The organism is Catellatospora aurea (assembly GCF_042663325.1).
Classification (GTDB): Bacteria; Actinomycetota; Actinomycetes; order Mycobacteriales; family Micromonosporaceae; genus Catellatospora; species Catellatospora aurea.
The window spans coordinates 50,495-77,327 of sequence record NZ_JBHTAC010000020.1 but is presented as its reverse complement, the minus strand read 5'-3'; the positions used below and the strand labels follow the sequence as shown (position 1 = coordinate 77,327).

20 protein-coding genes are annotated in these 26,833 nt (G+C 72.6%); 13 read left to right on the top strand and 7 right to left on the bottom strand.

The genetic code is table 11. The features are described from left to right. The first annotated feature begins 3 nt into the window (after nt 1–3). The 3 genes from ACFQO7_RS20560 (at nt 4) to ACFQO7_RS20550 (ending at nt 5,403) form a co-directional block, all read left to right on the top strand. Nucleotides 4–3,270 (top strand): efflux RND transporter permease subunit, encoded by a 3,267-nt coding sequence (locus tag ACFQO7_RS20560; protein WP_376807847.1) that lies wholly within the window; start codon nt 4–6, stop codon nt 3,268–3,270. After that, nucleotides 3,263–3,937, top strand: a complete 675-nt coding sequence (locus tag ACFQO7_RS20555) for a phosphatase PAP2 family protein (protein WP_376807846.1) — start codon at nt 3,263–3,265, stop codon at nt 3,935–3,937. Before ACFQO7_RS20560 ends, ACFQO7_RS20555 begins: the two co-directional genes overlap by 8 nt. A gap of 182 nt (nt 3,938–4,119) precedes the next feature. Further along, nucleotides 4,120–5,403 (top strand): alpha/beta hydrolase family protein, encoded by a 1,284-nt coding sequence (locus ACFQO7_RS20550; RefSeq protein ID WP_376807845.1) that lies wholly within the window; start codon nt 4,120–4,122, stop codon nt 5,401–5,403. Between the two features lie 79 nt (nt 5,404–5,482). Here ACFQO7_RS20550 and ACFQO7_RS20545 read toward each other — a convergent pair whose 3' ends face one another. From ACFQO7_RS20545 to ACFQO7_RS20530, 4 genes are all read right to left on the bottom strand, one after another. Continuing rightward, complete coding sequence (locus ACFQO7_RS20545; RefSeq protein ID WP_376807844.1) at nt 5,483–7,426, bottom strand: multicopper oxidase family protein; 1,944 nt, start codon at nt 7,424–7,426, stop codon at nt 5,483–5,485. Nucleotides 7,427–7,815: 389 nt separating this feature from the next. Continuing rightward, a complete protein-coding gene (locus tag ACFQO7_RS20540; RefSeq protein WP_376807843.1) occupies nt 7,816–9,102 on the bottom strand; it encodes a ketosynthase chain-length factor in 1,287 nt (428 codons plus the stop codon). Beyond that, a complete protein-coding gene (locus tag ACFQO7_RS20535) occupies nt 9,099–10,367 on the bottom strand; it encodes a beta-ketoacyl-[acyl-carrier-protein] synthase family protein (RefSeq protein WP_376807842.1) in 1,269 nt (422 codons plus the stop codon). Before ACFQO7_RS20535 ends, ACFQO7_RS20540 begins: the two co-directional genes overlap by 4 nt. A 79-nt stretch (nt 10,368–10,446) precedes the next feature. Next, nucleotides 10,447–11,304, bottom strand: coding sequence for an AfsR/SARP family transcriptional regulator (locus ACFQO7_RS20530; protein WP_376807841.1), 858 nt, complete (start codon nt 11,302–11,304; stop codon nt 10,447–10,449). A gap of 294 nt (nt 11,305–11,598) precedes the next feature. Between ACFQO7_RS20530 and ACFQO7_RS20525 the strand changes: the two genes are divergently transcribed. Genes ACFQO7_RS20525 through ACFQO7_RS20485 form a run of 9 tightly spaced genes read left to right on the top strand, consistent with a single transcriptional unit; the run spans nt 11,599 to nt 21,047 of the window. After that, nucleotides 11,599–12,531, top strand: coding sequence for an SRPBCC family protein (locus ACFQO7_RS20525; protein WP_376807840.1), 933 nt, complete (start codon nt 11,599–11,601; stop codon nt 12,529–12,531). Further along, a complete protein-coding gene (locus ACFQO7_RS20520) occupies nt 12,521–14,452 on the top strand; it encodes an AMP-binding protein (protein WP_376807839.1) in 1,932 nt (643 codons plus the stop codon). Before ACFQO7_RS20525 ends, ACFQO7_RS20520 begins: the two co-directional genes overlap by 11 nt. Nucleotides 14,453–14,487: 35 nt before the next feature. Continuing rightward, entirely contained in the window at nt 14,488–14,748 is a 261-nt protein-coding gene (locus ACFQO7_RS20515) for an acyl carrier protein (protein WP_376807838.1), read from the top strand. Further along, nucleotides 14,745–16,484: an acetyl-CoA carboxylase carboxyltransferase subunit alpha gene (locus ACFQO7_RS20510; RefSeq protein ID WP_376807837.1), complete on the top strand. Its 1,740-nt coding sequence runs from the start codon at nt 14,745–14,747 to the stop codon at nt 16,482–16,484. The genes ACFQO7_RS20515 and ACFQO7_RS20510 overlap by 4 nt, the downstream gene beginning before the upstream one ends. Further along, nucleotides 16,481–17,098: an acetyl-CoA carboxylase biotin carboxyl carrier protein gene (locus tag ACFQO7_RS20505; protein ID WP_376807836.1), complete on the top strand. Its 618-nt coding sequence runs from the start codon at nt 16,481–16,483 to the stop codon at nt 17,096–17,098. Before ACFQO7_RS20510 ends, ACFQO7_RS20505 begins: the two co-directional genes overlap by 4 nt. A gap of 9 nt (nt 17,099–17,107) precedes the next feature. Beyond that, nucleotides 17,108–18,493, top strand: coding sequence for an acetyl-CoA carboxylase biotin carboxylase subunit (locus tag ACFQO7_RS20500; RefSeq protein WP_376807835.1), 1,386 nt, complete (start codon nt 17,108–17,110; stop codon nt 18,491–18,493). After that, the gene (locus ACFQO7_RS20495; RefSeq protein ID WP_376807834.1) at nt 18,486–19,754 is read left to right on the top strand and encodes an FAD-dependent oxidoreductase; all 1,269 of its coding nucleotides are present in this window, start codon (nt 18,486–18,488) and stop codon (nt 19,752–19,754) included. Before ACFQO7_RS20500 ends, ACFQO7_RS20495 begins: the two co-directional genes overlap by 8 nt. A gap of 38 nt (nt 19,755–19,792) precedes the next feature. Continuing rightward, nucleotides 19,793–20,560: a cyclase family protein gene (locus ACFQO7_RS20490; RefSeq protein ID WP_376807833.1), complete on the top strand. Its 768-nt coding sequence runs from the start codon at nt 19,793–19,795 to the stop codon at nt 20,558–20,560. 25 nt (nt 20,561–20,585) lie between these two features. Then, entirely contained in the window at nt 20,586–21,047 is a 462-nt protein-coding gene (locus tag ACFQO7_RS20485; protein ID WP_376807832.1) for a nuclear transport factor 2 family protein, read from the top strand. Nucleotides 21,048–21,228: 181 nt separating this feature from the next. Here ACFQO7_RS20485 and ACFQO7_RS20480 read toward each other — a convergent pair whose 3' ends face one another. Beyond that, a complete protein-coding gene (locus tag ACFQO7_RS20480) occupies nt 21,229–22,380 on the bottom strand; it encodes a ScyD/ScyE family protein (RefSeq protein ID WP_376807831.1) in 1,152 nt (383 codons plus the stop codon). Between the two features lie 243 nt (nt 22,381–22,623). Further along, nucleotides 22,624–23,286 (bottom strand): membrane protein YczE, encoded by a 663-nt coding sequence (gene yczE / locus ACFQO7_RS20475; RefSeq protein ID WP_376807880.1) that lies wholly within the window; start codon nt 23,284–23,286, stop codon nt 22,624–22,626. 172 nt (nt 23,287–23,458) lie between these two features. Between yczE and yczR the strand changes: the two genes are divergently transcribed. Beyond that, entirely contained in the window at nt 23,459–24,910 is a 1,452-nt protein-coding gene (gene yczR, locus ACFQO7_RS20470; RefSeq protein WP_376807830.1) for a MocR-like transcription factor YczR, read from the top strand. A gap of 82 nt (nt 24,911–24,992) precedes the next feature. Here the strand turns inward: yczR and ACFQO7_RS20465 are convergent, their stop codons facing one another. Further along, the gene (locus ACFQO7_RS20465; RefSeq protein WP_376807829.1) at nt 24,993–26,816 is read right to left on the bottom strand and encodes an AMP-dependent synthetase/ligase; all 1,824 of its coding nucleotides are present in this window, start codon (nt 26,814–26,816) and stop codon (nt 24,993–24,995) included. Between the last annotated feature and the right edge of the window lie 17 nt (nt 26,817–26,833).

The window sequence follows — 26,833 nt, the reverse complement described above, 5'->3', positions numbered from 1 at the left end:
GCCATGATGCGGTGGATCGTCGGATCGAGCCTGAAGTTCCGGGCCCTGGTGGTCGCGATCGCCTGCGGCATGATGTTCTTCGGCGTCGGCCAGCTGCGCGACATGCCGGTCGACGTGTTTCCGGAGTTCGCCCCGCCACGCGTCGAGGTGCAGACCCCGAGCCTGGGCCTGTCCGCCGCGGAGGTGGAGGCGCTGGTCACGGTGCCGCTGGAGCAGGCGCTCAACGGCGTGGAGGGCCTGGCCGACATCAGGTCCAAGTCGGTGTCGCAGCTGTCGTCGATCGTGCTCATCTTCAAGCCGGGCACCGACCTGCTCAAGGCCCGCCAGCTGGTGTCCGAGCGGCTCAACGAGGCCTCGGCGATGCTGCCGACCTGGGCCAGCCCGCCGGTCATGCTGCAGCCGCTGTCGTCGACCAGCCGGGTCATGAAGATCGGGCTGTCCTCGGACACCCGGTCCGTGATGGAGATGTCGATGGTCTCCTACTGGACCATCCGCAACCGGCTGCTGCGCGTGCCCGGCGTGGCCAACGTCGCCATCTGGGGCGAGCGGCTGCAGATGATGCAGGTGCAGGCCGACCCGGCCCGGATGAAGGCGCACGACGTGTCGCTGGACGAGGTCATGGAGGTCACCGCCGACGCGCTCGACGCGGGCCTGCTGCGCTACTCCGACGGCGCGGTGATCGGCACCGGCGGCTACCTGGAGACACCGAATCAGCGCATGGCGATCCAGCACGTGCTGCCGATCGTGACGCCGGCCGACCTGGCACAGGTCCCGGTGGCCGAGCGTGACGGCAAGAAGGTGCTGCTGGCCGACGTCGCCACGGTCAAGGAGGACCACCAGCCGATGATCGGCGACGCGGTGATCAACGGCGGGCCGGGCCTCATGCTCATCGTCGAGAAGCTGCCCTGGGGCAACACGCTGGAGGTGACCGAGGGCGTCGAGGCGGCGATGAAGGAGCTCGCGCCGGGCCTGACCGGGATCAACGTGGACACGACGATCTTCCGGCCGGCCACCTTCGTGGAGACCGCCATCCACAACCTGGGCCGGGCGCTGCTGCTGGGCTGCCTGCTGGTGGTGCTGGTGCTGGCGCTGTTCCTGTTCGAGTGGCGCACCGCGCTGATCAGCGTGGTCGCCATCCCGCTGTCGCTGGTGGGCGCGGGGCTGGTGCTGCACGCCTTCGGGTACGGCATCAACACCATGATCCTGGCGGGGCTGGTGATCGCCGTCGGCGTGGTGGTGGACGACGCCATCATCGACATCGAGAACATAGTCAGACGGCTGCGCCAGGCCCGGCGGGCCGGTGCGGACGACTCCGTGCCGACGACCGCCCGGCTGATCCTCGACGCCTCGCTGGAGGTCCGGGGCCCGATCGTCTACGCCACGCTGATCATCATCGCGTCGGCCGTGCCGATCTTCTTCCTGGAGGGCCTGACCGGCGCGTTCTTCCGGCCGCTGGCCCTGGCGTACATGCTGGCCGTGCTGGTGTCCATGGTGGTCGCGCTGACGGTCACCCCGGCCCTGGCGCTGATCCTGCTGCGCAAGGCGCCGCTGGAGCGGCGGGAGTCGCCGCTGGTGCGCTGGCTGCAGAAGGGTTACCAGGCGGCGCTGAGCCGCGTCACCCAGCGGCCGGTGCGGGCGTACGCCCTGGTCGCGGTCATGACGCTGGCGGGCATCGTGGTGCTGCCGGGCCTCGGCCAGGCGCTGCTGCCCTCCTTCAAGGAGCGCGACTTCCTGATGCACTGGGTCACCGAGCCGGGCGCGTCGCACCCGGAGGAGGTGCGCATCACCGAGCAGGCCAGCAAGGACCTGATGGCCATTCCGGGGGTGCGCAACTTCGGCGCGCACATCGGCCAGGCGCTCATCGCCGACGAGGTGGTCGGGGTCAACTTCGGCGAGAACTGGATCAGCATCGACCCGGACGCCGACTACGACGAGACCCACAAGAAGATCGAAGACGTCGTGAACAGCTACCCGGGTCTGGTCCGCGACGTGCAGACCTACCTCAAGGAGCGCATCCGCGAGGTGCTCACCGGCTCCGGCGACGCGATCGTGGTGCGCATCTACGGCGAGGACCTCCAGGTCATGCGCGAGCAGGCTGACAAGGTCCTCACCGTGCTGTCCGGCATCGACGGCGTGGTCGACGAGCACATCTCGTTGCAGAAGCAGGTGCCGCAGATCGAGGTCGAGGTCGATCTCGCCAAGGCGCAGCAGCTCGGTATCAAGCCCGGTGACGTGCGCCGCGCGGCGGCCACGCTGATGGCGGGCGAGGAGGTCGGCGACGTCTTCCGCGACGGCAAGGCCTACGACGTGCAGGTCTGGAGCACGCCGGAGACGCGGTCCAGCGTCACCGCGATCCGGCAGCTGCCGATCGACGTGCCCGCCGGCGGCACGGTGCCGCTGAGCGAGGTGGCCGACGTGCGCATCGCGTCGACGCCGAACCAGATCGAGCACGACGGCACCCTGCGCAAGATCGACGTCGACGCCAACGTGAAGGGCCGCGACCTGGGCTCAGTCGTGAGCGAGCTGGAAGACAAGATGCAGACGGTCGACTTCCCGCGCGGCCACTATGCCCAGATCCTGGGCGAATACGCAGAGCGCCAGGCCGCCGACCGGCGGCTGCTGGTCTACGCCGGGCTCGCCGCGGTCGCCATCTTCTTCCTGCTGCAGGCGTCGTACGGCAGCTGGCGGCTGGCCGCGCTGTCCTTCCTCACCCTGCCCGCGGCCCTGGTCGGCGGCGTGCTGGCGGCGTTCCTGACCGGCCGGGTGATCTCACTCGGCTCACTGGTGGGCTTCTTCACGGTGCTTGGCATCGCCGCCCGCAACGGCATCCTGATGATCAATCACTTCCAGCACCTGGAACGCGAGGAGGGCGAGCCGTTCGGGCTGGAGCTGGTGCTGCGCGGCGCGCGCGAGCGGCTGTCGCCGATCCTGATGACCACCCTGGCCACCGCGCTGGCGCTGGTGCCGCTGGTGGTGCTGGGCAACCTGCCCGGCCACGAGATCGAGTACCCGATGGCCGTGGTGATCCTCGGCGGCCTGGTCACCTCGACCCTGCTGAACCTGTTCGTGCTGCCCGCGCTGTACCTGAAGTTCGGCCGGGGCCGCCGCGACGACGCGCTGGACGAAGGGCCGACGCCGCCCACCGAACCGTCCGGCCCGCGGCACGCCGCCGCCCCGCCGCCCGCCGGACCCTCGCCGACCATGGCGATGAGCCGCAGGCCCGCCGGCGGGCGGCTGCGCACGATCCGGGTGAGGCTGCGCGTTGCCTGATCAGCGGGTGCGGGGCTGGCTGGCCTTCGGGGCGGCGGCGACGCTGGTCGGCCTGTGGGTGCTCGCCGGCATCACCGACGACGTGGTCGCGCACGAGGAGCTGAGCAGTGGAGATCCGCCGGTCGCGAGTTGGCTGGCGGATCACCGCACGCCCTGGCTGACTCGCTGCATGCAGGCGGTCACCTGGCTGGGCAGCGGCTGGGTCACCGTGCCGCTGCTCGTGCTGGCGGCGCTGCTGCTGCCGCTGTGGCGGGACCGGCGGCGCACCGTGGCGCTGGTGCTGGCGGTGTCGGTGGGCAGCGCGTTGCTGGCCACCGCGGGCAAGCTGCTCACCGTGCGGCCGCGGCCCGTCGTCGGCGAGGTGCTGACCACGGCCACGGGTTATGCCTTCCCCTCCGGTCACAGCGCGCAGGCCGCGGCCGCGTACGGCATGCTCGCGCTGCTGGTCAGCCTGCGCGTCGGCCGTGCGGCGAAACCGCTGGTGTGGCTGGCGGTCACGGTCGTGGCGCTGCTGGTCGGCTTCTCCCGGCTGTATCTCGGCGTGCACTGGCTCACCGATGTGCTGGCCGGCTACGCCCTGGGCGCGTGCTGGCTCGCCACGGTGGTCGCCGCGGCGATGCTGCACGACCGGATACGTCCTGTCTCGCGCCCTCGGATGAACGTCTGACCTGGACTGATTCGGCCTCATCGGGGCTCGCGGTGTGCCAGGGTGCTTACGGGGACGGTGCTGCCTGAACTCGCGGCGGACATCGTCGGGCAGCCCTGCGGCGTCGTCACGCGCCGCCGGGACGGTGTGCCGGTGCCGTCCGCACCGGCCGGCGACGGTGTCGCGCGACTAAGGAGATCGACATGGACCAGCTCAAGTCCCATGCGGAAACGCGGACGACCGCCACCGCGCCGCCTGGCGCCGAGCGCCCCGTCCGGGCCACCCGGCGCTGGCTGGCCGAACGCGACCGGCTGGAGGCGGCGATCGCCGAGACGGGCGTCGACTTCGACCAGCCCCGCTCCATCTACTGGAACGCCGCCTGCGGGGTGGAGGCCGGGGCCGACTTCGCCGCGATCCGCGCCCGGGTGCGCCGGTACGCCGACTTCGCGCCCACCTTCGAGGCGGTCGCCCGCCGCCGCGAGGCGCGCGCCGAGGCCGCCGCCGACGACGGGCACCAGATCACCGCGCGCGACAACTACTACATGGCGGCCGTGCACTGGGGCGCCGCGCAGTGGCCGATCCACAGCGACGACGAGGTCAACCGCTTCTACCACCGGCGCAAGCGGGCCTGCTTCGCGCACTACGCCGAGCTGGCCGACCACCGCATCGAGGCGGTGAGCATCCCGTTCGCGGGCGGAGCGCTGCCGGCCTGGTTCCACCTGCCGCCCGGTTACCACGGCGGGCGGGTGCCGGTGGTGATCGCGGTGCCCGGCATGGACAGTTTCAAGGAGGCCACCGTCGCGCTGCACGGCGACCGCTTCCTGACCCGCGGCTTCGCCGTGCTGGCGATCGAGGGGCCGGGGCAGTACGAGGCCGCGATGATGGGCATCCACACGACCGTGCCCGCGTGGGCGCGCACCGGCACCGCGTGCGTGGACTGGCTGTCCCGGCGCGAGGAGGTCGACGCGTCGCGGATCGTGCTCAGCGGCATCAGCTTCGGCTCGTTCGCCGGGACCATCGCGGCGGCGCACGAGCCCCGGATCAAGGCCTGCGCGGTGATGAACACCTGCCACCAGCCGGGCTGGTCGGCGGCGTTCGAGCAAGCCTGGCCGACGTACAAGATGCGCTTCATGTACATGTCGGGGCACACCGACGAGGACGCGTTCGACGCGTTCGCCCGGACGCTGACCTGGGAGGGCCACGCCGAGCTGCTGAAGATGCCGTACCTGGTGCTGGCCGGGGACCGCGACGAGCTGAGCCCGCTGGAGTGCAGCGAGGCGCTGCTGAGCAGCGTCGCCGGGCCGAAGCAGCTGGTGGTGTACCAGGACTCGCGGCACTCGATCGGCGGCGTGCCCGCGGCGAACCTGGGCCCGTTCGCGCCGACGCTGGCCGTGGACTGGCTGGCCGACCGGCTGCGCGGGGTGCCGATGGCCAGCGAGCGCTGGTACGTCGACCACGGCGGCAAGGTGACGAAGACGCCGCTCTGAACCGCAGCCCAGCGCGGGTTGTGCGTTAGGAAGGGCACCTTCTACATCGCGGAGCGATGTGAAGGTGCCCTTCCTTCGTTCAGGCCACCTGGATGGGGCGCATCATCTCGTTGTCCTCGTGTTCGAGCATGTGGCAGTGCCAGACGTAGCGGCCGGGGCGGTCGAAGACGGCCTTGACGCGGGTCACCTCGCCGGAGTGGGCCAGCACGGTGTCCTTGCGGCCGGACTCCCAGGACTCGGCCGGGCGCGGCTTCGGCGGGATGCCGAAGGGCTGCCGGCTGACCACCTCGAACTGCACCTGGTGCAGGTGCACGGTGTGCGAGTGGTCGGTGAAGTTGAGGATCTCCCAGGTCTCGCTGCGGCCCAGCACCGGCTTCTCGGTCGGCGCGTCGTGCCAGCGCAGCGGGGTCTGGGTGCGGTCCGGCGCGACGGTGCCGAGCGTGGCGACGCGGTGATTCACGCCGGTCAGCGCCACCGAGGGCAGGTCGTCGAGCAGCACCCGCCAGCTCGCCGCCGAGTCGGGCAGCTTCGGCGCGGCGGGCAGGCTCAGGTGCTCCGGCGGCACGCTGGTGTCCGTGCCCCGCAGCGGGATCACCAGCAGCTTCATCACCTGGCCGGTGGTGGCGATGTTCGCGGGCTGGTAGTCGGTGCCGAGCACCCCCGCCGCGTACGGCACGTCCGGCGCCTCGTTGATCACGAACAGCTCGGTGCCCTCGGCCAGCCCGGTGAGGTCGACGATCACGTCGGCCCGCTCACCCGGGCCGAGCATCAGCTGCTCCAACTTCACCGGCTCGCGCAGCCAGCCGCCGTCGGAGCCGATCTGCCAGAACGGCACCGCCGCGCTAGCCGGACGCGGCGCGGTCGCGCTGGCCGCGATCTTCAGGATCAGCGTGCGGGAGTTGCTGCCGTTGAGCAGCCGGAACCGGTAGCGCCGGGGCTCGACGGTCAGCTGCGGCCAGGTGCGGCCGTTGACCACGATCGCGTCGGCCAGGTACGCCGGGTTCCAGATCGGGGCGATGTCGCTGGCCGGCACGTACGGGCCCGCGAACGCGTCGTGGAACAGGCTGCGGCTGTCCGGGTAGTACAGCGAGCCGTCGGTGCGGAACGAGCGGTCCTGGATGCACAGGGGGATCTCGTAGTACCGCGTGCCCTCCGGGTCGTCCGGGCCGGGCGCGGGGCCGGGCAGGGTGCCCTGGGGCAGGTCCTGCTCGCCGCCGCGGATCAGGTAGAAGCCGACCGGGCCGGCGTACACGTTGAGCCGGGTGATGCCCAGCGCGTGGTCGTGGTACCACAGCGTGCCCGGGGCCTGGTCGTTGTCGTAGCGGAACACGGCCTGGCCGGGCTTCCAGCGCGGGCCGTAGCCCTCCGCCTTCTCCCGCATGTCGGCGTAGTCCGAGCCGGTGGCGGCGAAGCCGCGCGGCAGCGGGGCGTCGGGCAGGTACCAGGCCGTCGGGTAGCCGTCGGCCTCCTCCGCGGCGTGCGCGCCGTGCACGTGCGTCACGATCGGCACCGGGCCGGTGTAGCGCGCGGGCGTGTCCGCGAAGTGCGCGGGCATGTCCCGGTGTGCGACGCCGCCGGCCGGGTTCGCCCAGTGCAGGGTCGGGTCCACGGGCAGCAGGTGCGGCCGGGCCCGGCCCTTGGCGTCGATCAGGCCGTTGATCCAGGTGACCTCGACCGGGCGGTCGGTGCGGGCCTCGATGGTGCGCGCGGGGTAGCCGAACGTCTTCGGGTGGGCCGCGGAGCCGTAGCCCCACACCGTGGTCTGCGGCATGCCCGGCGGCAGGATCTGCTGGCGGAACTGGCGCACCTCGACGGCGTACCGGTCAGCCTTGCCCTTGGTGGAGACGGTCGGCATGGCGGCCGGAACCGGCAGCCGCGTCTTGTACTTGTGGATCTTCGAAGCGTCGAGTTTTCCGGCGGCCAGTGCCGCGGCCGCGGCGCGCGCGGCGCTCGCCGGGGCCGGGATCAGCATGGCCGCGCCGGACAGCACGCCGGTGGTGAGAAGTTGTCGTCGGGAAGGCATCGGTCGCCCTTCGGTCGCGATGTCGGAAGACCTGGCGACCGGCACAGGACCGGGAAACCCAATTTGTCCGATTTGCCAGGAACTCCGCCACCCTAACCACCGACGCCCACCAGCCCAAACAGGCGCACCGCACACCCACCCCGGAACCCGCCCGCGCACCGCCACCGTGTCGGCCACCCGGCACGTCCAAGATCGCTCGATTTGCCTGGCACCTGTGCGTATCTTGAGCGCGCTTTCGCCCACCTGCCTGGCAAGTCGAGCGATCTTGGACGACGAAGATCGCCGTTTCTGGTCGGAAGTTCGGGTTGGACCCGAGGATGTGACCGGAAACGGCGATCTTCGTCGTGACGCGACGTCACCGACCGCGGCGGGTGGGCGACGCGCGCGAGTTACGGGGCCGTGACCACCACCGCGGCGTTGAAGCCGCCGATGCCGCGGGCCACGATCAGCGCCCGGCGCAGCGGGGCGGGGCGGGCCACGCCGAGGACGAGGTCCAGGTCGCGGCAGCCGTCGGCGAGCGGGCCGACGTTGACGGTCGGCGGGATGACCTGGTCGCGCAGGGACAGCAGGGCCGTGGCGACGTCGAGCCCGCCCGCCCCGGCCGCGAGCCGCCCGGTCATCGTCTTCGGCGCGGTCACCGGCACCCGGCCCGCGCCGAACACCCCGGTCAGCGCCTGCGCCTCGACGAGGTCCAGTTCGGGCACCCCGGCCGCGTCGGCGAACACGACGTCCACGTCGGACGGGGCGCAACCGGCGTCGGCCAGCGCCAGCTCGATCGCGCGCCGCAGGCCCGGCGGGCGGGCGGAACCCGGGGCCGGGTCGAAGGTGGCGGCGTAGCCGCTGATCTCGCCGTACACCCGGGGCGCGGCCCGGCGTTGCGCGGCCGCGCGCTGCTCGACGACGAGGATCGACCCGCCCTCGCCCGGCACGAAGCCGTTCGCGGCGGCGTCGAACGGCAGGTAGGCCCGCGCCGGGTCGTCGCACTCGCTGATCTGCCCGGTGGCCAGCTGCCCGATCCAGCCCCACGGGCACAGCGAGCCGTCGACGCCGCCGGTGATCGCGAGCGCGGTGCCCGCGCGCAGGTGGCGGCGCGCCTGGCCGATCGCGTCGAGGCCGCCGGCCTGGTCGGTGACGACGACGCCGCTGGGGCCGCGCATGCCGTGCCGGATGGAGATCTGCCCGGTGTTGACCGCGTAGAACCAGGCGAACGACTGGTACGCGCTGACGTGGTCACCGCCCTTTGACCACAGCTTCTCCAGCTCCTTCTGGCCGAACTCGAAGCCGCCCGCGGAGCTCGCGGTCACCACGCTCATGTCGTACTCGCCGAGCGCCGCCGGGTCCACGGCCGCGTCGGCCAGCGCCGTCGCGGCGGCGGTCAGCGAGAACCGGGTGACGTGGTCGGTCTGCGCCAGCAGCCGGTCCGGCAGGTGGTCGGCGGGGTCGTAGCCGCGGATCTCCCCGGCAAGCTGGGACGGATACTGCGCCGGGTCGAAGCGGGCGATGCGGCCGATGCCGCTACGCCCCTCCAGGGTGGCCTTCCAGTACGTTCCGGTGTCCAGCCCGGTCGCGGCGATCACGCCGAGCCCGGTGACCACGGGAGCCTCAGTGGCCTTCTCCTCGCTTCGCTCGTCGGCGGCCTGTCCGGTGCCGGTCCTTCGCTCGCTGCGCTCGCTCATCGGGCGTCTCCTTCCGGGCGGGCCAGCAGCATGGCGCTCTGGAAGCCGCCGAAGCCGCTGCCGACCGACAGCACCGCGTCGAGCCTGCGGTCGCGGGCCTCCAGCGGCACGTAGTCGAGGTCGCATTCGGGGTCGGGCTCGTGCAGGTTGGCCGTGGGCGGCACGACGCCGTTGGTGATCGCCAGCGCGCAGGCGGCCACCTCGATCGCGCCGATCGCGCCGAGCGAGTGCCCGACCATCGACTTGATCGAGCTCATCGGGGTGGCGTACGCGTGCTCGCGCAGCGCCAGCTTCACCGCCGCCGTCTCGTGCCGGTCGTTCTGCTTGGTGCCCGAGCCGTGCGCGTTGACGTAGCCGATCGTCGTCGGGTCCATCCGGGCCGTGTCCAGGGCGTTGCGGATCGCCTCGGCCATCTCCCGGCCGTCGGGGCGCAGCCCGGTCATGTGGAAGGCGTTGCAGCGCGAGGCGAAGCCGACGATCTCGGCGTACACCGGCGCGCCGCGGCGGCGGGCCCGCTCCAGGTCCTCCAGCACGAACATCGCCGAGCCCTCGCCGAGCACGAACCCGTTGCGGCTGTTGTCGAACGGCCGGGAGGCGTGCGCGGGGTCGTCGTTGCGCGGCGTGGTCGCCTTGATGGCGTCGAAGCAGGCCACGGTGATCGGGGAGATGGGCGCGTCGCTGGCCCCGCCGACCACCACGTCGGCGCTGCCCTCGCGGATCAGCTCGGCGGCGTACGCCACGGCGTCCAACCCGGACGTGCAGCCGGTGGAGACCACCGCGGCCGGGCCCTCCGCGCCGATCGACCAGGCCACCTCGGCCGCGAACGAGCCGGGCACGTAGTAGTCGTAGAGGTGCGGCGAGGTGCGGGTGTTGTCGACCAGCCAGCGCGCGCCCTTCTCGGAGGCGATGACGTACTCGCGCTCCAGGCTCATGGTCGCGCCGACCGCGCTGCCCACCACCGTGCCGACCCGGTGCGGGTCCAGCTCGGCCAGTTCCAGGCCGGCGTCGGCGACGGCCTCGGCGGCGGCGACCACGGCGAACTGGGCCGCGCGGTCCATCCGCAGGGTCTGCGCGGGGGTGAGGCCGTACGCGGCCGGGTCGAAGTCGCACTCGGCGGCGACCTGGGACCGGAACGGCGAGGGGTCGAAGAAGCTGATGGTGCGGGTCGCGGTACGTCCTGAGGTCAGCAGCTCCCAGAACGCCTTGGCGCCGATGCCGCCCGGCGCCACCACGCCCAATCCGGTGATCACGACACGTCGATGCATGGACGCCTCCTGCGGGGTCGGTGGACCTGCGTCGAGCGTCGCGCGCGCCGACTTGAGTCCGGCTTGAGAAATCGGCTGGTCAGACCGGGCCGCGCCCGGCGGCGACCAGTTCGGCCCCACCCACGGCGCTGTCCCAGGTCCACGCGGTGTCCAGGGCGGACGCCGTGTCCAGCACCGGGTCGGCGGTGAGGATGGCGTGCTGCACGCGCTGGATGCGCCGGGAGGGCTCCAGGCCGAGCTCGTCGATGAGCACCTCGCGCAGCCGCCGGAACGCCTCCAGGGCGTCGGTGCGCCGACCCGACCGGTACAGCGCGATCATGTACTGGGCCTGCAGGTCCTCGTGCAGCGGATGGCGGGCGGCCAGGCAGCCCAGCTCGCCGACGATCTCGCGGTGGCGGCCGAGTTCCAGGTCGGCGTCGATGCGCTGCTTCCAGGTGGCCAGCCGGGCCTCCTCCAGCCGCTGCGCCTCGACCCGCAGCACGGGCCCGAGCCGCACGTCCACCAGCGCCGAGCCGCGCCACACGTTCAGGGCCGCGCCGAGCAGCCGGGACGCGTGCGCGTGGTCGCCGCAGAGCTGGGCGAGCCGGCCCTGGTCGGCCAGGCGCTCGTACTCGTGCAGGTCCAGCGACGAGCCGTCCAGGTGCAGCTGGTAGCCGTCGGCATGGGTGACCAGCAGCTCCCGGGCCACCCGGGCCGGGTCCATGCCGCAGGTGCGGGCCAGCATCCGGCGGATCTGCAGGATGTAGGTCTGCAGCGTGGTCAGCGCGCTCGCGGGCGGCTCGTCGTCCCACAGCTCCGTGGTGAGCAGGTCGATCGGCACCACCCGGTCGGCGTGGATCAGCAGCAGCGCCAGCACCTTGCGCGGCTTGGGCGCGGTCAGATCACCCGACACCCCACCGCTGCGCAGATCCAGCGGGCCGAGTACTCGACATTGCATGTCCACCCCCGAATGGCTCGTCGCGCTCGCGATGTGCGAATGCCGCCTCCACCACTATTAGTGCTGGAGAGGGATGATCTGTCCCATTCGCCGGAACTGAGGGTGATCTTTCCGGCTGGTGCGCCGACGGCCCGCACCCGCCCGCCCTGATCGCGGCGTGGTGGCTTGACCTGGGCATTCAAGTCGCTTTCCACCGGTTCTCAAGTGGCCGGCTGCGACGGTTCTTGGCAGACGGTTCGCCGCGGATGACCGCGTGCGGCCGAAATCCCCACCACGGCCCGCAGAGGAGCGCCGATGTCCAAGAACAAGGTGTACACCGAGACCCAGCGCGCGGAGGTCGCCGCGCCGGCCGCGGTCGCCTTCGAGCTGATCGAAGACCTGCGGCACTGGCCGCAGTTCTTCCCGGACGGCGTGCACGCCGAGCCGGACGCCGACGGGGCGAACGTGCGCTGGTGGGCCCTGGACGGTGACGGCGTACGCCAGTGGACCACCACCCGCACGATCGACAAGGCCGGGCTGCGCGTCGTCACCGAGCAGCGCGACTGCGCCGCCCCGCTGGTGTCGGTGCGCACCGAGTGGACGTTCGCGCCGCAGGGCGAGCAGGCCTGCGAGGCCGAACTGACGATCACCGTGACCGCCGCGCCGGGCACCGAGGGCGCGGACGCCGCCGCCGCGCAGCTCGAAGGCGCGCAGGAGATCGTGTCCCGGGTCAAGGGCCTGGCCGAGCGCTGGGACGAGCTGGAGCAGCTGGTCATCTCCTTCGAGGACCCGCTGTTCATCGCGGGGCAGCCGGCGCAGGTCTACGAGTTCCTGTACGCCGCCGACAAGTGGCCCGAGCGGGTCCCGCACGTCACCGCGCTGTCGATGACCGAGGACCAGCCCGGCGTGCAGTTCTTCGACATGGACACGGTCACCCCGGAGGGCCGCGCGCACACCACCCGCTCAGTGCGCGTCTGCCTGCCGCACAAAATCATCTACAAGCAGATCGGCCTGCCGAAGCTGCTCGACGCGCACACCGGCCACTGGCACTTCGTGGAGACGCCCGAGGGTGTCACCGTGCACGCCCGGCACACGGCCACCATCAAGCCGTCGGCGCTGAACCTGCTCGGCGAGGACACCACGGTCGCCGACGCGCGCCGCTACCTGCGCCGGGTGCTCAGCACCAACTCGCTGCAGACGCTGCGCCACGCGCAGGCGTACGCCGAGGAGCCGGCCCGTGCCAAGTAGCACCGACGCCGACACCGTCGCCGCCGAGCGGGCGCTGGCCGACGCGCTCGCCCGCTCGGGCGGCACCCTCGACGGGCTGCTGCGCCGGGCGGCGGTCAGCGCACCGCACCGCATCGCCGTCCAGACGGGCTCGCGCGCGATGACGTTCGCGGAGCTCGACGCGGCCGCCGACGCCTTCGCGGCCAAGCTCACCGCGCTGCTGCCGCGCGACGCGGGACTGGCCCGGCCCGGCCTGCCCGGCGCGGTCGTCGGCGTCGCCGGGGCGCTGCACCCGGCGTTCGCCGTGGCCTACTACGGCACCGTCCGGGCAGGGCACGTGTGCGCCGTGATCAACCCGCTGCAGGGTGAGGAGGAGCTGGCGTACGCGCTGGAGTCGGCCGGGGTGCAGGTGCTGGTCGGCGTCGCCGAGATGGCCGACAAGCTGCAGCGCGTCCGGCTCGACCTGCCGCGGCTGGCGCACGTGTTCTACCTGGACCGTCCGGGTGAGCACTGCGTGCCGGCCGCGGGCGCCCCGGCCGGGCGGTCGGCCCGGTTCGAGTCGCCGGTCGACGACCCGGACCAGGTGGCGGTGCTGCAGTTCACCAGCGGCACCACCGGGCGGCCCAAGGCGGTGCTGCTCACCCACCGCAACCTGGTCTACAACGCGGCCCAGGTGGCGGCGGCGCACGGGCTGGGGCCGGACACGGTGACGCTCAACCACCTGCCGACGTACCACCCGATGCACCTGAACTCGGCGGTGAGCGCGGCGTCGACCCAGGTGCTGTGCGCGGACGCCGACCCGACGCAGGCCGTCGCGACGGCGGCCCGCACCGGCGCGACGCACTTCTACAGCCTGCCGGTGCGGCTGGCCCGGATGGCCGCCGACCCGCGGCTGCCCACCTGGCGGATGCCGGCGGTGCGGGCCATCCTCTCCGGAGGGTCCGCGCTGGCCCCGGCCGCCGCGGCCCGGCTGTGCGCCGGGCTGGGCATCCCGGTCATCCAGGGGTACGGCCTGGCCGAGACGTCACCGCTGACCCACTGCGACCGGATCGCCGGCCCGTCGGCGGGTTCGGTGGGCCGGCCGGTGCTCGGCACCGAGTGCCGGGTCGTCGACCTGGACACCCGGCAGCCGCTGCCCACCGGCACCCCGGGCGAGGTGCAGCTGCGTGGGCCGCAGCTGATGGCGGGTTACCTGACCCCGGACGGGGTGCAGCGCCCGTACGACGCCGAGGGCTGGTTCGACACCGGCGACGTGGGGCGGCTGGACGAGGACGGCACGTTGTTCCTCGTCGATCGGCTCAAGGACGTCTTCAAGTGCGACAACTGGCTGGTCTCACCCGTGGAGCTGGAGCGGGTGATCATGCGCCATCCGGCGGTGACCGACTGCATGGTCGTCGACATGCCGCACTCCTACCGCGGCGCGGTCGCGTACGCCCTGGTCGTCACCGATGACGAGCAGGTCGGCGCGGACGAGATCGTCGCGTTCGTCAACGGCGGCCTGCCCGAATACCAGCACCTGCACGGCATCGAGCTGGTGCGGGAGATCCCGCGCTCGCCCAACGGCAAGGCCCGCCGCCGGGACGTGCGCACCCGAGTACACGAGCGGCACGGCGCCGCCCAGACCCGAAGGAGCGACCACATGGTCACGTTCATCAACAAGATCACTGTCAACGGCGACGTCGCGCGGTTCGAGCAGGCGCTCGACGAGATCTCGGCGTACATGAGCGCCCAGCCCGGCTTCATCGGCCGCCAGTTCTACCGCTCGCGCCGCCAGCCCGAGGTCTTCATCGAGACCGTGCAGTGGGCCGACGCCGCGGCGCACGCCAAGGCCGTGCAGACCCCGGGCTTCCGGGAGCAGGTCATGAAACTCGCCGGGCTGGCCGTCCCGGAGCACGACCTGTACGACGCGGTCGACGAGCACGCCCCGCTCGCCGCTCGCTGAACCCACGCCGATGCCTGAACGGAAGGGAGCGCGTCATGAACGACTTCACCATCGAGGACGTGCGGCGCATCCTGCGCGATGTCGCAGGGGCGGACGAGAGAGTGGACCTGGACGGGGACATCGCCGACACCAGCTTCGCCGACCTGGGGTATGACTCCCTGGCGCTGCTGGAGACCACCGCCTGCCTGCAGCGTGACCTCAACATCCGCCTGCCCGACGACGCGGTGCTGGCGGTGAGCACGCCCGGACAGCTGATCGACCTGGTCAGCTCCGCCCGGACCGGGGCTTTGTCGTGACCGGGGATCTGGCCGGATCGGGCTATGCGCCCGGTCCGGCCGGACCGGAGGCGTCGTGGGTGTCCTGCGGCCGCTGCCAGGCCGTCGTGTACGGCAAGCGGCTGGCCCGCGGCAACGGCATCTGCCCCCAGTGCGGGCACTGCCGCCCGCTGGGCGCCTGGGATCGGCTGGCCCTGCTGGCCGACCCCGGTTCGGTCGAGCCACTGGACCTGGCCGCCGACGCCGCGGACCCGCTGCGGTTCGTCGACGACAAGCCGTACCCGCAGCGCATCGCCGAGGCGCGGCGCACGACCGGGCTGGCCGAGGCGGTGGTGTGCTGCCGGCTGCGGATGACCGGCACCCCGGCGATAGCGGCGGTGATGGACTTCCGCTTCATGGGCGGCAGCCTGTCCGGCGCGGTCGGCGAGCTGATCACCTGTGCCGCCGAGACGGCGCTGGCCCAGCGGCTGCCGCTGCTGCTGGTCACCGCGTCCGGCGGAGTGCGCATGCAGGAGGGCGTCATCGGCCTGATGCAGATGGCGAAGACCGCGCAGGCCCTGCACCAGCTCGACGAGGCCGGGCTGCCCACGGTCTGCCTGGTCACCGACCCGACCTACGGCGGCGTGGCCGCCTCGTTCGCGATGCTCGGCGACGTCGTGGTCGCCGAACCGGGCGCGCGGCTCGGTTTCGCCGGGCCCCGGGTCATCGCCCAGACCATCAAGCAGGAGCTGCCGGCCGGCTTCCAGACCGCGGAGTTCCTGCTGGACCGCGGCTTCCTGGACCTGATCTGCCCGCGCCCGGCGCTGCGCCACCGCATCGGCCGGCTGCTGGCCATCGGCACCCGCCGGGACGCGGTGCCGCCCGCCCCGGTCGAGGGCGGCGCGTGCACCGTGGTCCGCGATCCAGCGCTGCTGCCGGAGCGGCGCGCCTGGGAGGCGGTCCGCCGGGCCCGCAACGTGGCCCGGCCCACCACCTCGGACTACCTCGGCATGATCCTCGACGACTTCGAGGAGCTGCACGGCGACCGGGTGGGCGGCGACTGCCCGGCGATCATCGGCGGGGTCGGCCGGCTCGGCGGCACGCCGCTGGTCGTGATCGGCCACGAGAAGGGCCACACGACCCGCGAGCTGGACCGCCGCAACTACGGCATGCCGGGGCCGGCGGGCTACCGCAAGGCCGCCCGGCTGCTGCGCCTGGCCGCCAAGTGGGGCCTGCCCGTGCTCACGCTGGTGGACACGCCCGGGGCGTACCCGGGAGTGGACGCCGAGGAGCAGGGCCAGGCCACCGCCATCGCGGAGAACCTGCGCCTGATGGGTTCGCTGCCCGTCCCGGTGGTCACCGTGATCACCGGCGAGGGGTGCAGCGGCGGCGCGCTCGGCATCGCCGTCGCGGACCGCGTGCTGATCATGGAGAACGCGGTCTACACCGTCATCAGCCCCGAGGGCTGCGCGGCGATCCTGTGGCGCGACGCCGCCGCGGCGCCCACCGCCGCCCAGGCGCTGCGCGTGGACGCCCGCTCCCTGCTCGAACTCGGCGTGGTGGAAGCGGTGATCCCGGAACCGCCGGGCGGCGCGGAAGCCGACCACGCCGCTGCGGCCGCCGCACTGCGCGCCGCCGTCCATGCCGAGCTGGCCGATCTCGCGGGGCTCGACCAGAGCCGCCTCGTGGCGCAGCGGCGGGCCCGCTTCCGGCGGTTCGGCAGCTCGCGCCGGCCCGATGAGGCCGTACTGATCCCGACCGAAGGAGGTTTGCGATGACCGGTCTGCTGGATCCATCCCTGCGCGTGCCACCCGTCCCGGTGGACACCGCGGACGCGTGTCCGATGCACGCCTCGCTGCCCGACACCGGCCGCACCGTGGCCGACGACCTCGACGACGTGCGCCGCAGCGCCCAGCAACTGCTGTCCGGAGTGGACCGGCAGCCCAGCGCGCTGCGTATCCGGGCCGGCGAGGTGCTCGTCGAACTGGAATGGGCCGACGAGCCCGCGCCGCCAGCCGAGACGACGCCGGTGACCACGGTCGTCCAGGCCGTCGCCGGGACCGCCAACGGCACCACGGCCGGGGCGGCCGCCGCGGCGGCGGTGGGCCACGTGCCGGCTCCCGCCGCGCCCGCCGGCGACGGCTTCGTCGACGTCTGCGCAGGCACGGTAGGCACGTTCTACCGCGCCGCGGAGCCCGGCACGGCCCCGTTCGTCACCGAAGGCGACCAGGTCCGGCGAGGCCAGCAGGTGGCGATCATCGAGGTGATGAAGCTGATGATCCCGGTCGAGGCCGAACGCGACGGGAAGATCGTCGCCGTGCACGTCCCGGACGGCACCTCGGTGGAGTACGGCGACCGGCTGCTCACCATCGCCCCGGCGACCGGGCACTAGGGGGCCGCCGTGTTCACCACCGTGCTCATCGCGAACCGGGGCGAGATCGCCCTGCGCGTCGCCCGCACCTGCCGCGAGCTGGGGCTGCGCGTGGTCGCCGTCTACTCCACCGAGGACCGCGACGCCGCGGTGGTGGACCTCGCGGACGAGGCCGTCTGCATCGGACCGGGCCCGGCGCGCTCCAGCTACCTGAACATGTCCGCGATCCTGGAGGCGGCCCGGCGCACCGGCGCGGACGCGGTCCACCCCGGATACGGCTTCCTGTCCGAGGTGCCCGACTTCGCGGAAGCCTGCGAGGCGTACGGCATCACCTTCGTCGGCCCGCCGGCGGCGGTGATCGAGCGGCTGGGCGACAAGGCAGCCGCCCGCGCCACGATGGCCGCCGCCAACCTGCCGATGCTGCCCGGCAGCGACGGCCCCGTGCAGTGCCCGGACCTCGCGGTGCAGGTCGCCGCCGGGATCGGCTACCCGGTCATCGTCAAGGCGGTGGCCGGGGGCGGCGGGCGCGGCATGCAGGTCGTGCACGAGCCGGGCGACCTGGTCCGGCAGTTCCGGGAGGTGAAGTCGGCGGCGCAGTCGCTGTTCGGCGACGACCGGCTCTACCTGGAGCGCTACCTGCCCACCGCGCGCCACGTCGAGGTGCAGATCCTCTGCGACCAGTACGGCGACGGCGTCTACCTGGGCCTGCGCGACTGCTCGGCGCAGCGGCGGCGACAGAAGATCATCGAAGAGACGCCCGCCCCGGGCCTGCCCGCCGAACTCGCCCGGCAGATGGGCGAGGCGGCCCTGCGCGGGGCGCTGGCCACCGGCTACGTCGGCGCGGGCACCTTCGAGTTCCTCGTCGACCACGACGGCGGCTTCCACTTCATGGAGGTCAACTGCCGGATCCAGGTCGAGCACCCGGTCACCGAGCTGACCCACGGCGTCGACCTGGTCCGCGAGCAGCTGCTGATCGCCGCGGGGGAGCGGTTGACCCTGCGCCAGGAGGACCTGGTCCCGCGCGGCGCGGCGATGGAGTGCCGGATCAACGCCGAGGACCCGGCCCGCGACTTCGTGCCCGCACCCGGGCGGCTGGTCGAACTGACGCTGCCCGGGGGCCCGTTCGTGCGCGTCGACACCGACGCCTACCAGGGCGGCCGGGTGTCCCCGGCGTACGACCCGCTGCTGGCCAAGCTCGTCGTGTGGGCCCCTGACCGGCCGCAGGCGCTGCTGCGCATGCGGCGGGCGCTGGGCGAGTTCCACGCCGCCGGGCCGGGCCTGGCCACCAACCGCGACTTCCTGCTCGCGGTGCTCGACCATCCGCAGTTCATCGACGGAACGCACGACACCTCGCTGGTCGCCGGCATCAACCCGACCGGTGCGCGAGGTCTGACCGAGGAGGCATCCATTGGCTGACAGGGACAGCGACGTCCTCACCGATGTCTGCGTGATCGGCGGCGGGCCGGCCGGGCTGGCGCTCGCGCTGCTGCTGGCGCGGTCCGGCGTCGACGTCACGGTGGTGGAGAAGTCGTCCAGTTTCGACCGTGCGTACCGCGGGGAGATCCTGCAGCCCGGCGGGCTGGCGGTGCTGAACGAGCTGGGCGTGCTGGCCGCCGCCCGCAACCGGGGCAGCCACGTGCACGACCGCTTCCAGCTGGTCAACAAGGGCAAGGCCGTGCTCGGGGTGGACTACCGGGACCTGCCGGGGCCGTACAACTACATGCTCAGCGTGCCCCAGCAGTACATCCTGGAGGAGCTGCTGGCGGCGTGCCGCCGGGAGCCGACGTTCCGCTACCTGGCCGGGACCCGGATCACCGACCTGGTCCGCGACGACGGCGCGGTGCGCGGCGCGGTCGTCTCCGGCCCGCGCGGCCACCGCACCATCCGGTCCCGCTGCGTCGTCGGCGCGGACGGGCGCTACTCCAAGACGCGGCAGCTGTCCGGCATCCCGTACGACCGCCGCGACGTGTTCACCTTCGACCTGCTGTGGTTCAAGCTGCCCGCGGCGGGCGAGGCGGTGCGCGACGTGACCATACGCGGCGGCGGCGGCCGCATGCTGCTCAGCTACAGCAGCTACCCGGAGGGCATCCAGCTCGGCTGGGCGCTGCCGCACGGCGGCTACCGGCAGTTCGCCGCGCGGCCGTTCACCGAGTTCCGGGACCAGCTGTGCCAGGCCGTGCCGGAGTACGCCGGGCGGGTGTACGAGAAGGTGCGCGGCCTGACCGACCTCAGCCTGCTCGACGTGTTCGCGGGCACCGCCCGGGAGTGGGCGCGCGACGGGCTGCTGCTCATCGGCGACGCGGCGCACACGCACAGCCCGCTCGGCGCGCAGGGCCTCAACCTGGCCCTGCAGGACGCGGTGCTGGCCCACCCGGCCCTGGTCGCGGCCCTGCGCAAGCCGGGGCCCGTGGCGGCGGCGGCGCTGGCGGGCTACACGACCGCGCGCGGCGCCGACATCAAGAAGGTGCTCAAGTTTCAGCACCTGCAGGCCAAGGGGATGCTCGGCAGCCGCAGCCGGGCGCTGGAGGTGGGCCGGCAGGCGGTGGCCTCGATCGTCCACCGCACCCCGATCGGCCACAAGCTCACCCGGATGGTCGCCTTCGGCAACCCGCGCTGCCGGGTGCGCACCGACCTGTACGCCACCGCGACCGGCACCGGCCCCGCCACACCGAACTGACCTTCTTCGAGCCGTCCGTACCAGCAAGGAGTCCGATCATGCCCATCATCGACCTGTCCACGGCCGTCGACGCCGCGGCCTGGGAACCCGAGCCGGTCATCCATGACGTCATGACGCCCGCGCAGGGCGCGGTGCACATGGCCGAGGAGATGGCGCTGCACTTCGGTGTCGACTTCGACCCGTCCGTGCTGCCCGACGGCGAGCTGCTGTCGGTCGACACGCTCAAGCTCACCACGCACACCGGCACGCACATCGACGCGCCGTCGCACTACGGCAGCAAGGCCAGCTACGGCGTGCCGCGGCACATCGACGAGATGCCGCTGGACTGGTTCCACCGGCCCGCGGTCTGCCTGGACCTGCGCTCGGCGACCGGCCCGACCGTCGACGCGGACTTCCTGGACAAGGAACTGGCCCGCATCGGCTACCAGCCGCAGCCGCTGGACATCGTGCTGCTGCACACCGGCGCGTCGGCCTGGGCCGGCACCCCGCGCTACTTCACCGAGTTCACCGGCCTGGACGGCAGCGCCACGAACTTCCTGCTGGACAGGGGCATCCGGGTCATCGGCACCGACGCGTTCAGCCTCGACGCGCCCTTCGGCGCGATGCTCAAGCGCTACAACGAGACCGGCGACCGCGGCGTGCTGTGGCCCGCCCACTTCACCGGCCGCGACCGCGAGTTCTGCCAGATCGAGCGCCTGGCCAACCTCGACGCCCTGCCCCAGCCGTACGGCTTCACCGTCTCCTGCCTGCCTATCAAGATCAAGGGTGCCGGCGCCGGCTGGACCCGCGCCGTAGCCATCCTCTGACCACTCTCACCCGAAGGAGCACACCATGGCCATGACCGCCCTCCCCGAGATCACCGACACCTCGGCGCTGTACCTCTCCGTCCAGCAGTTCTACGCCCGCCACATGCACCTGCTCGACTCCGGCCGGGCCCGCGAATGGGCCGACACCTTCGCCCCCGACGGCACCTTCACGGCCCCCGGCCTCGACGCCCCCGTCCGCGGCCGCGAAGCCCTGGCCACCGCCGTCGAACAGACCCACGCCCGCCTGGCCGCCTCCGGCGAGACCCACCGCCACTGGCACGGCATGGTCTGGGCGACCCCCGCCGCCGACGGCACCGCCCACGTGAAGTGCTACGGCATGGTCATCGCCGTCACCGCCGACGGCACGCCCCGGCTGCACCGCCACTGCCTGTGCGAGGACGTCCTGGTCCCGGCCCCCGCCGAGCCCGAGGGCTGGCTGGTCCAGTCCCGCCACGTCACTCCGGACGCCGCCCCGGCCGGCCACTGACGCGCGACGCCCGGGCCCGCGCACCCGGCGTCCGCCCCGGCTTGCCCGCCCCGGGGTGCATAGACGCTGGCCTATCACGTCGACTTCGATCGCGTCCCGCACGATGTGATAGGCCAACGTCCATGTGAGAACGGGACCGGGGCCACGCCGTGTGCGGCGTGGCCCCGGTCAGATGCGCCGGTCAGGCGGGGAGGCGGAGTTTCATGACAGCGCCGGTGGTGGCGCAGACCGAGCAGGTGGTGATGAAGGCGTTGCGGCCGCGGATGGCGATGCCGCCGGGGTGGTCCACCTTGTCGAGGACCATTTCGGGGGCCTTGCCCTCGCCGGGGATGCGCATCAGCGCGCCGACGCCGCGGCTCGGGCCGAACATCGACGTGTGCGTGAACTCCAGGGCGTACAGGGCGCCGTCGGGGCCGAAGGCGATGTCCACGACCGTGGTGAGGCCCTCGGCGTACACGGTGGGCTGCTGGCCGGGGACGACCTTGAAGATGCGGGCCGAGCCCTGGGTGAAGGGGCGGCCGGTCAGCTCGGCGACGTAGTAGGCGCCCTTGCGGTAGACCACGGCCATCGGCACCGACTGCATCGGCAGCATGGTGCCCGGGGGCATGTTGAAGTTGGGCGGCGCGGGCATCTGCCGCTCGGGGAACACCGCCAGGGTGCTCACCTGGCCCGCCGGCGTGACGAACAGCAGCGAGTTGGCGCCGGCGTCGACGACCGCGGCCCCGCCGGGCCCGAACGCCACCGACTGCGCGTTGGAGTCCAGTTCGCCGCCGTCGGGGTTGTTCGCGGCCTCGTAGCCGGCGATGTCGGCGATGCGCTGCGTGGTCAGGCGCTGGGTGTACCAGTCGCCGGACCAGTCCCGGCGCACCGACAGCAGCCGGCCCATCTCGCGGCCCGGGTCGGGCAGCCCGTCCCGGTTCGCGGGGGCCTCGCTCAGGCCCACGGTGAGCAGGGCCCGGTCGTGGCGGTTGAACGCGATGTCGTCGGGCCCGATGGCCTCGGTGCCGTCCGGCCCGGCCAGCGAGGGCAGGCCGGTCAGCACGCGGGTCAGCGTGCCGTTGCGGTCGAGGCGGGCCAGCGCGCCGGTGGCGCCCAGGCAGCCGATGCCCTGCGGCCGCGGCAGGCAGGTCGGGTTGGCGGCGCCGTCGGCGCCCCGGCCGGCCTCGGTGATGTAGAGGGTGCCGTCGCGGTCGAAGGCGAGGCCCCGCGGGTTGCTCAGCCCCGTGTAGAGGACGGTCACGTCCGGCGCGGCGGCGACGGCGGGGCCGGCCTGGGCGATGGTGGACAGGATGACGGCTGACGCGATGGCCAGCCGTTTCATGGATACGAACACGAAGTTGCCTCCGGCAGGCAGGGTCAGGTGTCCGTACCAATAAAACGTACTTTGCCGCATTTACGCTGTGTGACGCGCCCGTCACGCCATGCCAACTCGGTCCGGCCCCGTCGCTCGCCTCACCGCGCGCCCGCCCAAGATCGCCCGACTTGCCTGGCAGCTGTGCGAAAGCGTGTCCGAAATACGCACAGGTGCCAGGCAATTCCGATGATCAAGGCCGGGCGGGGCGGGGGCGGGACGCGGTCAGCAGGCGGCCGGTTCGGCAGCCGGGGCGGCGTTCGTCGGGGCGGATGCGGTGGCGGCGGGGAGCGCGGGGCGCGGGCGCACGGTGAGCATCGGCAGGAAGAACTGGGCCAGCGGGCCGATGGCCAGGGCGTACAGGACAGTGCCGAGTCCCGCCTTGCCGCCGAGCGCGAAGCCTACGGCGACCACGCCGATCTCCAGTACGGTGCGCCAGCCGCGCAGCGACCAGGTGCGGGCGGCCAGGCCGGTCATCAGCCCGTCGCGCGGTCCTGGGCCCAGATTGGCTCCGATGTAGAGGCCACTGGCGAAGCCGCAGAGCACGATGCCGCCGATCATGAAGGCCCAGCGGGCGAGCACGTGCGACGGCTCGGGCAGCACCTGGTTGGCCACGTCCACGACCAGGCCGATGACGACGATGTTGGCGATGGTGCCGATGCCGGGCCGCTGGCGCAGCGGGATCCAGCACAGCAGCACGGCCGCGCCGACGATGATCAGCACCGTGCCGACGCTGAGCCCGGTGCGCAGGGCGACGCCCTGGTGCAGGACGTCCCAGGGCTGGTTGCCGAGGTGCGCGCGCAGCATCAGGCTGATGCTCACGCCGTACCCGATCAGGCCGATGAGCAGCTGGAACAGTCGGCGGGGGAGGCGCTCGCGCAGAGGCATGGGGGCGGGGCGGCGGGTGGCGAGGGCGGCGGTCGAGACCCGGCGCTGGGTCGCTCGGAGTGGCATGTGCAGTGGCTTGCGTGCGCCTGTCATGTCTGCCAGTCTGGAGGCCAATCGATAAGCCAGAAAGGGCCAATCCGGGGGGACTGGCCTTACCGGCGGGGGAGTGGCGATGACCGTCTCTGTACGCGGAGTGCAGCTGGCCCGGCTGCTCGGGCGCTGGCACGCGCTGCCCGCCCGGCGGCGCAGCCCCGACTACGCGGCGCTGGCCTCATCCGTGCGCGGCCTGCTCGCCGACGGCCGGCTTGCGCTGGGTGTGCGCCTGCCCGCCGAGCGCGAACTCGCCGAAGCCCTGGAGATCTCCCGCACCACCGTCAGCGCGGCATACCGCGAGCTGCGCGATTCGGGCCACCTGACGAGCCGGCGCGGCGCGGGCAGCTGGACCACCCTGCCCAGCGGGCACCGGGTCGCGAGCAGCGGCCTGTGGATGGCCGACGACGAGCTGGACCTGATCGACCTGAGCTGCGCCGCGCTGGGCGCGCCGGAGCCGCTGCTGGCGGCAGCCCGCGAGGCGGTCGAGGACCTGCCGCGCTACCTGGGCGGGGCCGGTTACCATCCGAGCGGCATCACCGAGCTGCGCGAGGCCGTGGCCGACCAGTACACCGAGCGCGGCCTGCCGACCAGCCCCGAGCAGATCATGATCACGAACGGGGTGCTGCACGCGCTCGACCTGATCCTGCGGCTGCAGGTGCCGGTGGGCGCGTCCGTGCTGGTCGAGTCGCCGACCTACCCCAACGCGCTGGCCGCGTTCGCCGGCCGCCGGGCGCGGATCAGCACGCACGGTATGGACGAGGGCGGCTGGGACGCCGAGCTGCTGCTCGGCGCGCTGCGCCAGACCCGGCCCAGCCTGGCGTACCTGATCCCGGAGTTCCACAACCCGACCGGCCACGTCATGCCGGCCGCGCTGCGCGAGCAGCTCGTGGCCACCGCCCAGCGCACCGGCACCGACCTGGTCATCGACGAGTCCTTCGTGGACCTGCCGCTGGACGGCCAGCCGATGCCGCCCGCGGTGGCCTCGTTCGACCGGCACGGCCGGGTGCTCACCATCGGCGGCATGAGCAAGCCGTTCTGGGGCGGCCTGCGCGTCGGCTGGATCCGGGCCTCCGCGCCGATCGTGCAGCGGCTGGCCGCGGTCCGAGTCGGCGTGGACACCGCCGGGCCGGTGCTCGACCAGCTCGTGGCGGTGCGCCTGCTGACCCGCGCGGGCGAGGTCATCCCGCAGCGCCGGGCGCAGCTGGCCGCGCAGCGGGACGCGCTGGTCGCCGCGGTGCGGGAGCACCTGCCCAGCTGGCGGGTGACCGTGCCGTCGGGTGGGGTCACCCTGTGGGCCGAGCTGGACGGGCCGGTCTCCAGCGCGCTGGCGCGCGCGGTGGAGCCCCTGGGCGTACGCCTCGCGCCCGGTCCTCGGTTCGGCGTGGACGGCACCCTGGAACGCTTCGTCCGGCTGCCCTTCACCCAACCCGTCCCCGAACTGGTCGACGGCGTACGCCGCATCGCCGCGGCCCGCTACGACCTCGACCGCACCAGCCGTCCGCAGTGGAGCGAACCCGCGCTCATCGCCTGAGCAGCCACCGCGCAAAAACGTAGGGGCGGCTTGTGGCCGCCCCTACGTACCTCACTGCGTGGGAAAGCATGTCCTCGCCGGGTCAGATTTCGACGAGGGACCCCTCGTACATCTTCTCGATATCCGACGCGAAATTGGTCTCCACCGTGCGTCGCTTCAGCTTCATCGAGGGGGTGATCTCCCCGTGCTCGATGGTCAGATCGCGCGGCAGAATGGTGAACTTCTTGATGGTCTCCCAGCGGTTGAGCTTCGCGTTCAGCTCGTCGATGTGGCCCGCGACCATGGCCTTCGCCTCGTCCGAGCCCACGATCTCCGCGTAGGACTTTCCTTCGAGCGGTGTTCCGACGGCCCAGCCGGTGATCGCCTCGGGGTCGAGGGTCAGCAGCATCGAGCAGTAGTTGCGCGAGTTGCCGATCACGAGCACCTGCGAGGTGTACGGGCACAGCGCCTTGAACAGGCCCTCGATGTGGCTCGGCGCGATGTACTTGCCGCCCGACGTCTTGACCAGGTCCTTCTTCCGGTCCGTGATCTTCAGGAAGCCGTCGCCGTCCAGTTCGCCGATGTCGCCGGTGCGGAAGAAGCCGTCCTCGGTGAACACGGCCGCGGTCTCCGCGGGCAGGTTGTAGTAGCCCCGCATGATCGGCGCACCGCGCAGCAGGATCTCCCCGTCCTCGTCGATCCGGCACTCCAGATCGCCGAGCGGCTGGCCGACCGTGCCGATCTTCAGCGCGCCGGGCCGGTTGACGAACGCCCCCGCACAGTTCTCGGTGAGGCCGTAGCCCTCGCTGATGGGCAGGCCCGCCGCCGCGAAGAACTCGGCGATCGGCACCGACAGCGCCGCCGAGCCGGAGACCATGTAGCGGATGTTGCCGCCCAGGCGTGCGTGCAGCTTGCTGAAGACCAGCTTGTGCGCGATGCCGTACTTGCGCATCAGGCCGCTGGGGACCGGCTTGCCGGCCTGCTCGAGCGCGACGCGCTCGCGGCCCACCTTGACCGCCCAGGCGAAGATCTTCGCCTTGAGGCCGCCGTTCGCGGTGGCCCCCGTGACGACCTTGTTGTACACCTTCTCGAAGATGCGCGGCGCGCCGCACATCAGCGTCGGCTGGACCAGGCCCAGGTTGTCGACGATCTTGTCAACCCGGCCGTCCACGTACGTCGGCACGCCGACGTGGATGATGCCGCAGATCAGCGTCTTGCCGAACGAGTGCGACAGCGGCAGCCACAGGAACTGCACGTCGGTGGGCAGCAGCACGCCGACGTCGGACTGCGCCACACCCTCCCAGGTCCAGCCGCGGTGCAGCAGCTCGACGCCCTTGGGGCGGCCGGTGGTGCCCGACGTGTAGATGAGGGTGGCCAGGTCGTCCGGGCCGATGCCGGCGACCAGGTCATCGACCAGCGACGGGTTGGCGGCCAGCGCCTCGGCGCCGCGGCGCTCCAGGTCGGCGAGGGTCAGCTGGGGGAAGGCGGCGGCCGGGTCGGCCGCGCCGTCGATCAGCACGATGTGGGTGAGCGAGGGCACCGCGTCCCGGCTCATCTTGGCCGCCTGGGCCGGGTTCTCCGCGATCAGCACCTTGGACCCGGAGTCGGCGACGATGAAGCAGGCCTCCTCCGGCTCGGTGGTCGGGTAGACCGTCGTCGTCGCGGCGCTGGAGCACATCACGCCCAGGTCGGCGACGATCCAGTCGAGCCGGGTGTTGGCGAGGATCGCGACGCGGTCCTCCTTGCCGACGCCGAGCGTGGTCAGACCCGCGGCGATCGCCTTGGCGCGCTCCGCGATCTGGGCCCAGGTGTACCAGACCGGCGCGTTGTCCGCGTCCGGGCCGCCGAAGGCGCGGGCGTCGGGGGACGCCGCCACTCGCTGCAGGAACATGTCCGGAATAGACCGGTAGGGCACGTCAATGGTCATGAGTCGGGGCCGCCTCT

Excerpts from the sequence above, each read along its gene's own strand:
- ACFQO7_RS20560 (WP_376807847.1), top strand. The coding sequence starts at position 4 with ATGATGCGGTGGATCGTCGGATCGAGCCTGAAGTTCCGGGCCCTGGTG.
- ACFQO7_RS20550 (WP_376807845.1), top strand. The coding sequence starts at position 4,120 with ATGGACCAGCTCAAGTCCCATGCGGAAACGCGGACGACCGCCACCGCG.
- ACFQO7_RS20545 (WP_376807844.1), bottom strand. The coding sequence starts at position 7,426 with ATGCCTTCCCGACGACAACTTCTCACCACCGGCGTGCTGTCCGGCGCG.
- ACFQO7_RS20540 (WP_376807843.1), bottom strand. The coding sequence starts at position 9,102 with ATGAGCGAGCGCAGCGAGCGAAGGACCGGCACCGGACAGGCCGCCGAC.
- ACFQO7_RS20535 (WP_376807842.1), bottom strand. The coding sequence starts at position 10,367 with ATGCATCGACGTGTCGTGATCACCGGATTGGGCGTGGTGGCGCCGGGC.
- ACFQO7_RS20530 (WP_376807841.1), bottom strand. The coding sequence starts at position 11,304 with ATGCAATGTCGAGTACTCGGCCCGCTGGATCTGCGCAGCGGTGGGGTG.
- ACFQO7_RS20525 (WP_376807840.1), top strand. The coding sequence starts at position 11,599 with ATGTCCAAGAACAAGGTGTACACCGAGACCCAGCGCGCGGAGGTCGCC.
- ACFQO7_RS20515 (WP_376807838.1), top strand. The coding sequence starts at position 14,488 with ATGAACGACTTCACCATCGAGGACGTGCGGCGCATCCTGCGCGATGTC.
- ACFQO7_RS20505 (WP_376807836.1), top strand. The coding sequence starts at position 16,481 with ATGACCGGTCTGCTGGATCCATCCCTGCGCGTGCCACCCGTCCCGGTG.
- ACFQO7_RS20490 (WP_376807833.1), top strand. The coding sequence starts at position 19,793 with ATGCCCATCATCGACCTGTCCACGGCCGTCGACGCCGCGGCCTGGGAA.
- ACFQO7_RS20485 (WP_376807832.1), top strand. The coding sequence starts at position 20,586 with ATGGCCATGACCGCCCTCCCCGAGATCACCGACACCTCGGCGCTGTAC.
- yczE (WP_376807880.1), bottom strand. The coding sequence starts at position 23,286 with ATGCCTCTGCGCGAGCGCCTCCCCCGCCGACTGTTCCAGCTGCTCATC.
- yczR (WP_376807830.1), top strand. The coding sequence starts at position 23,459 with ATGACCGTCTCTGTACGCGGAGTGCAGCTGGCCCGGCTGCTCGGGCGC.
- ACFQO7_RS20465 (WP_376807829.1), bottom strand. The coding sequence starts at position 26,816 with ATGACCATTGACGTGCCCTACCGGTCTATTCCGGACATGTTCCTGCAG.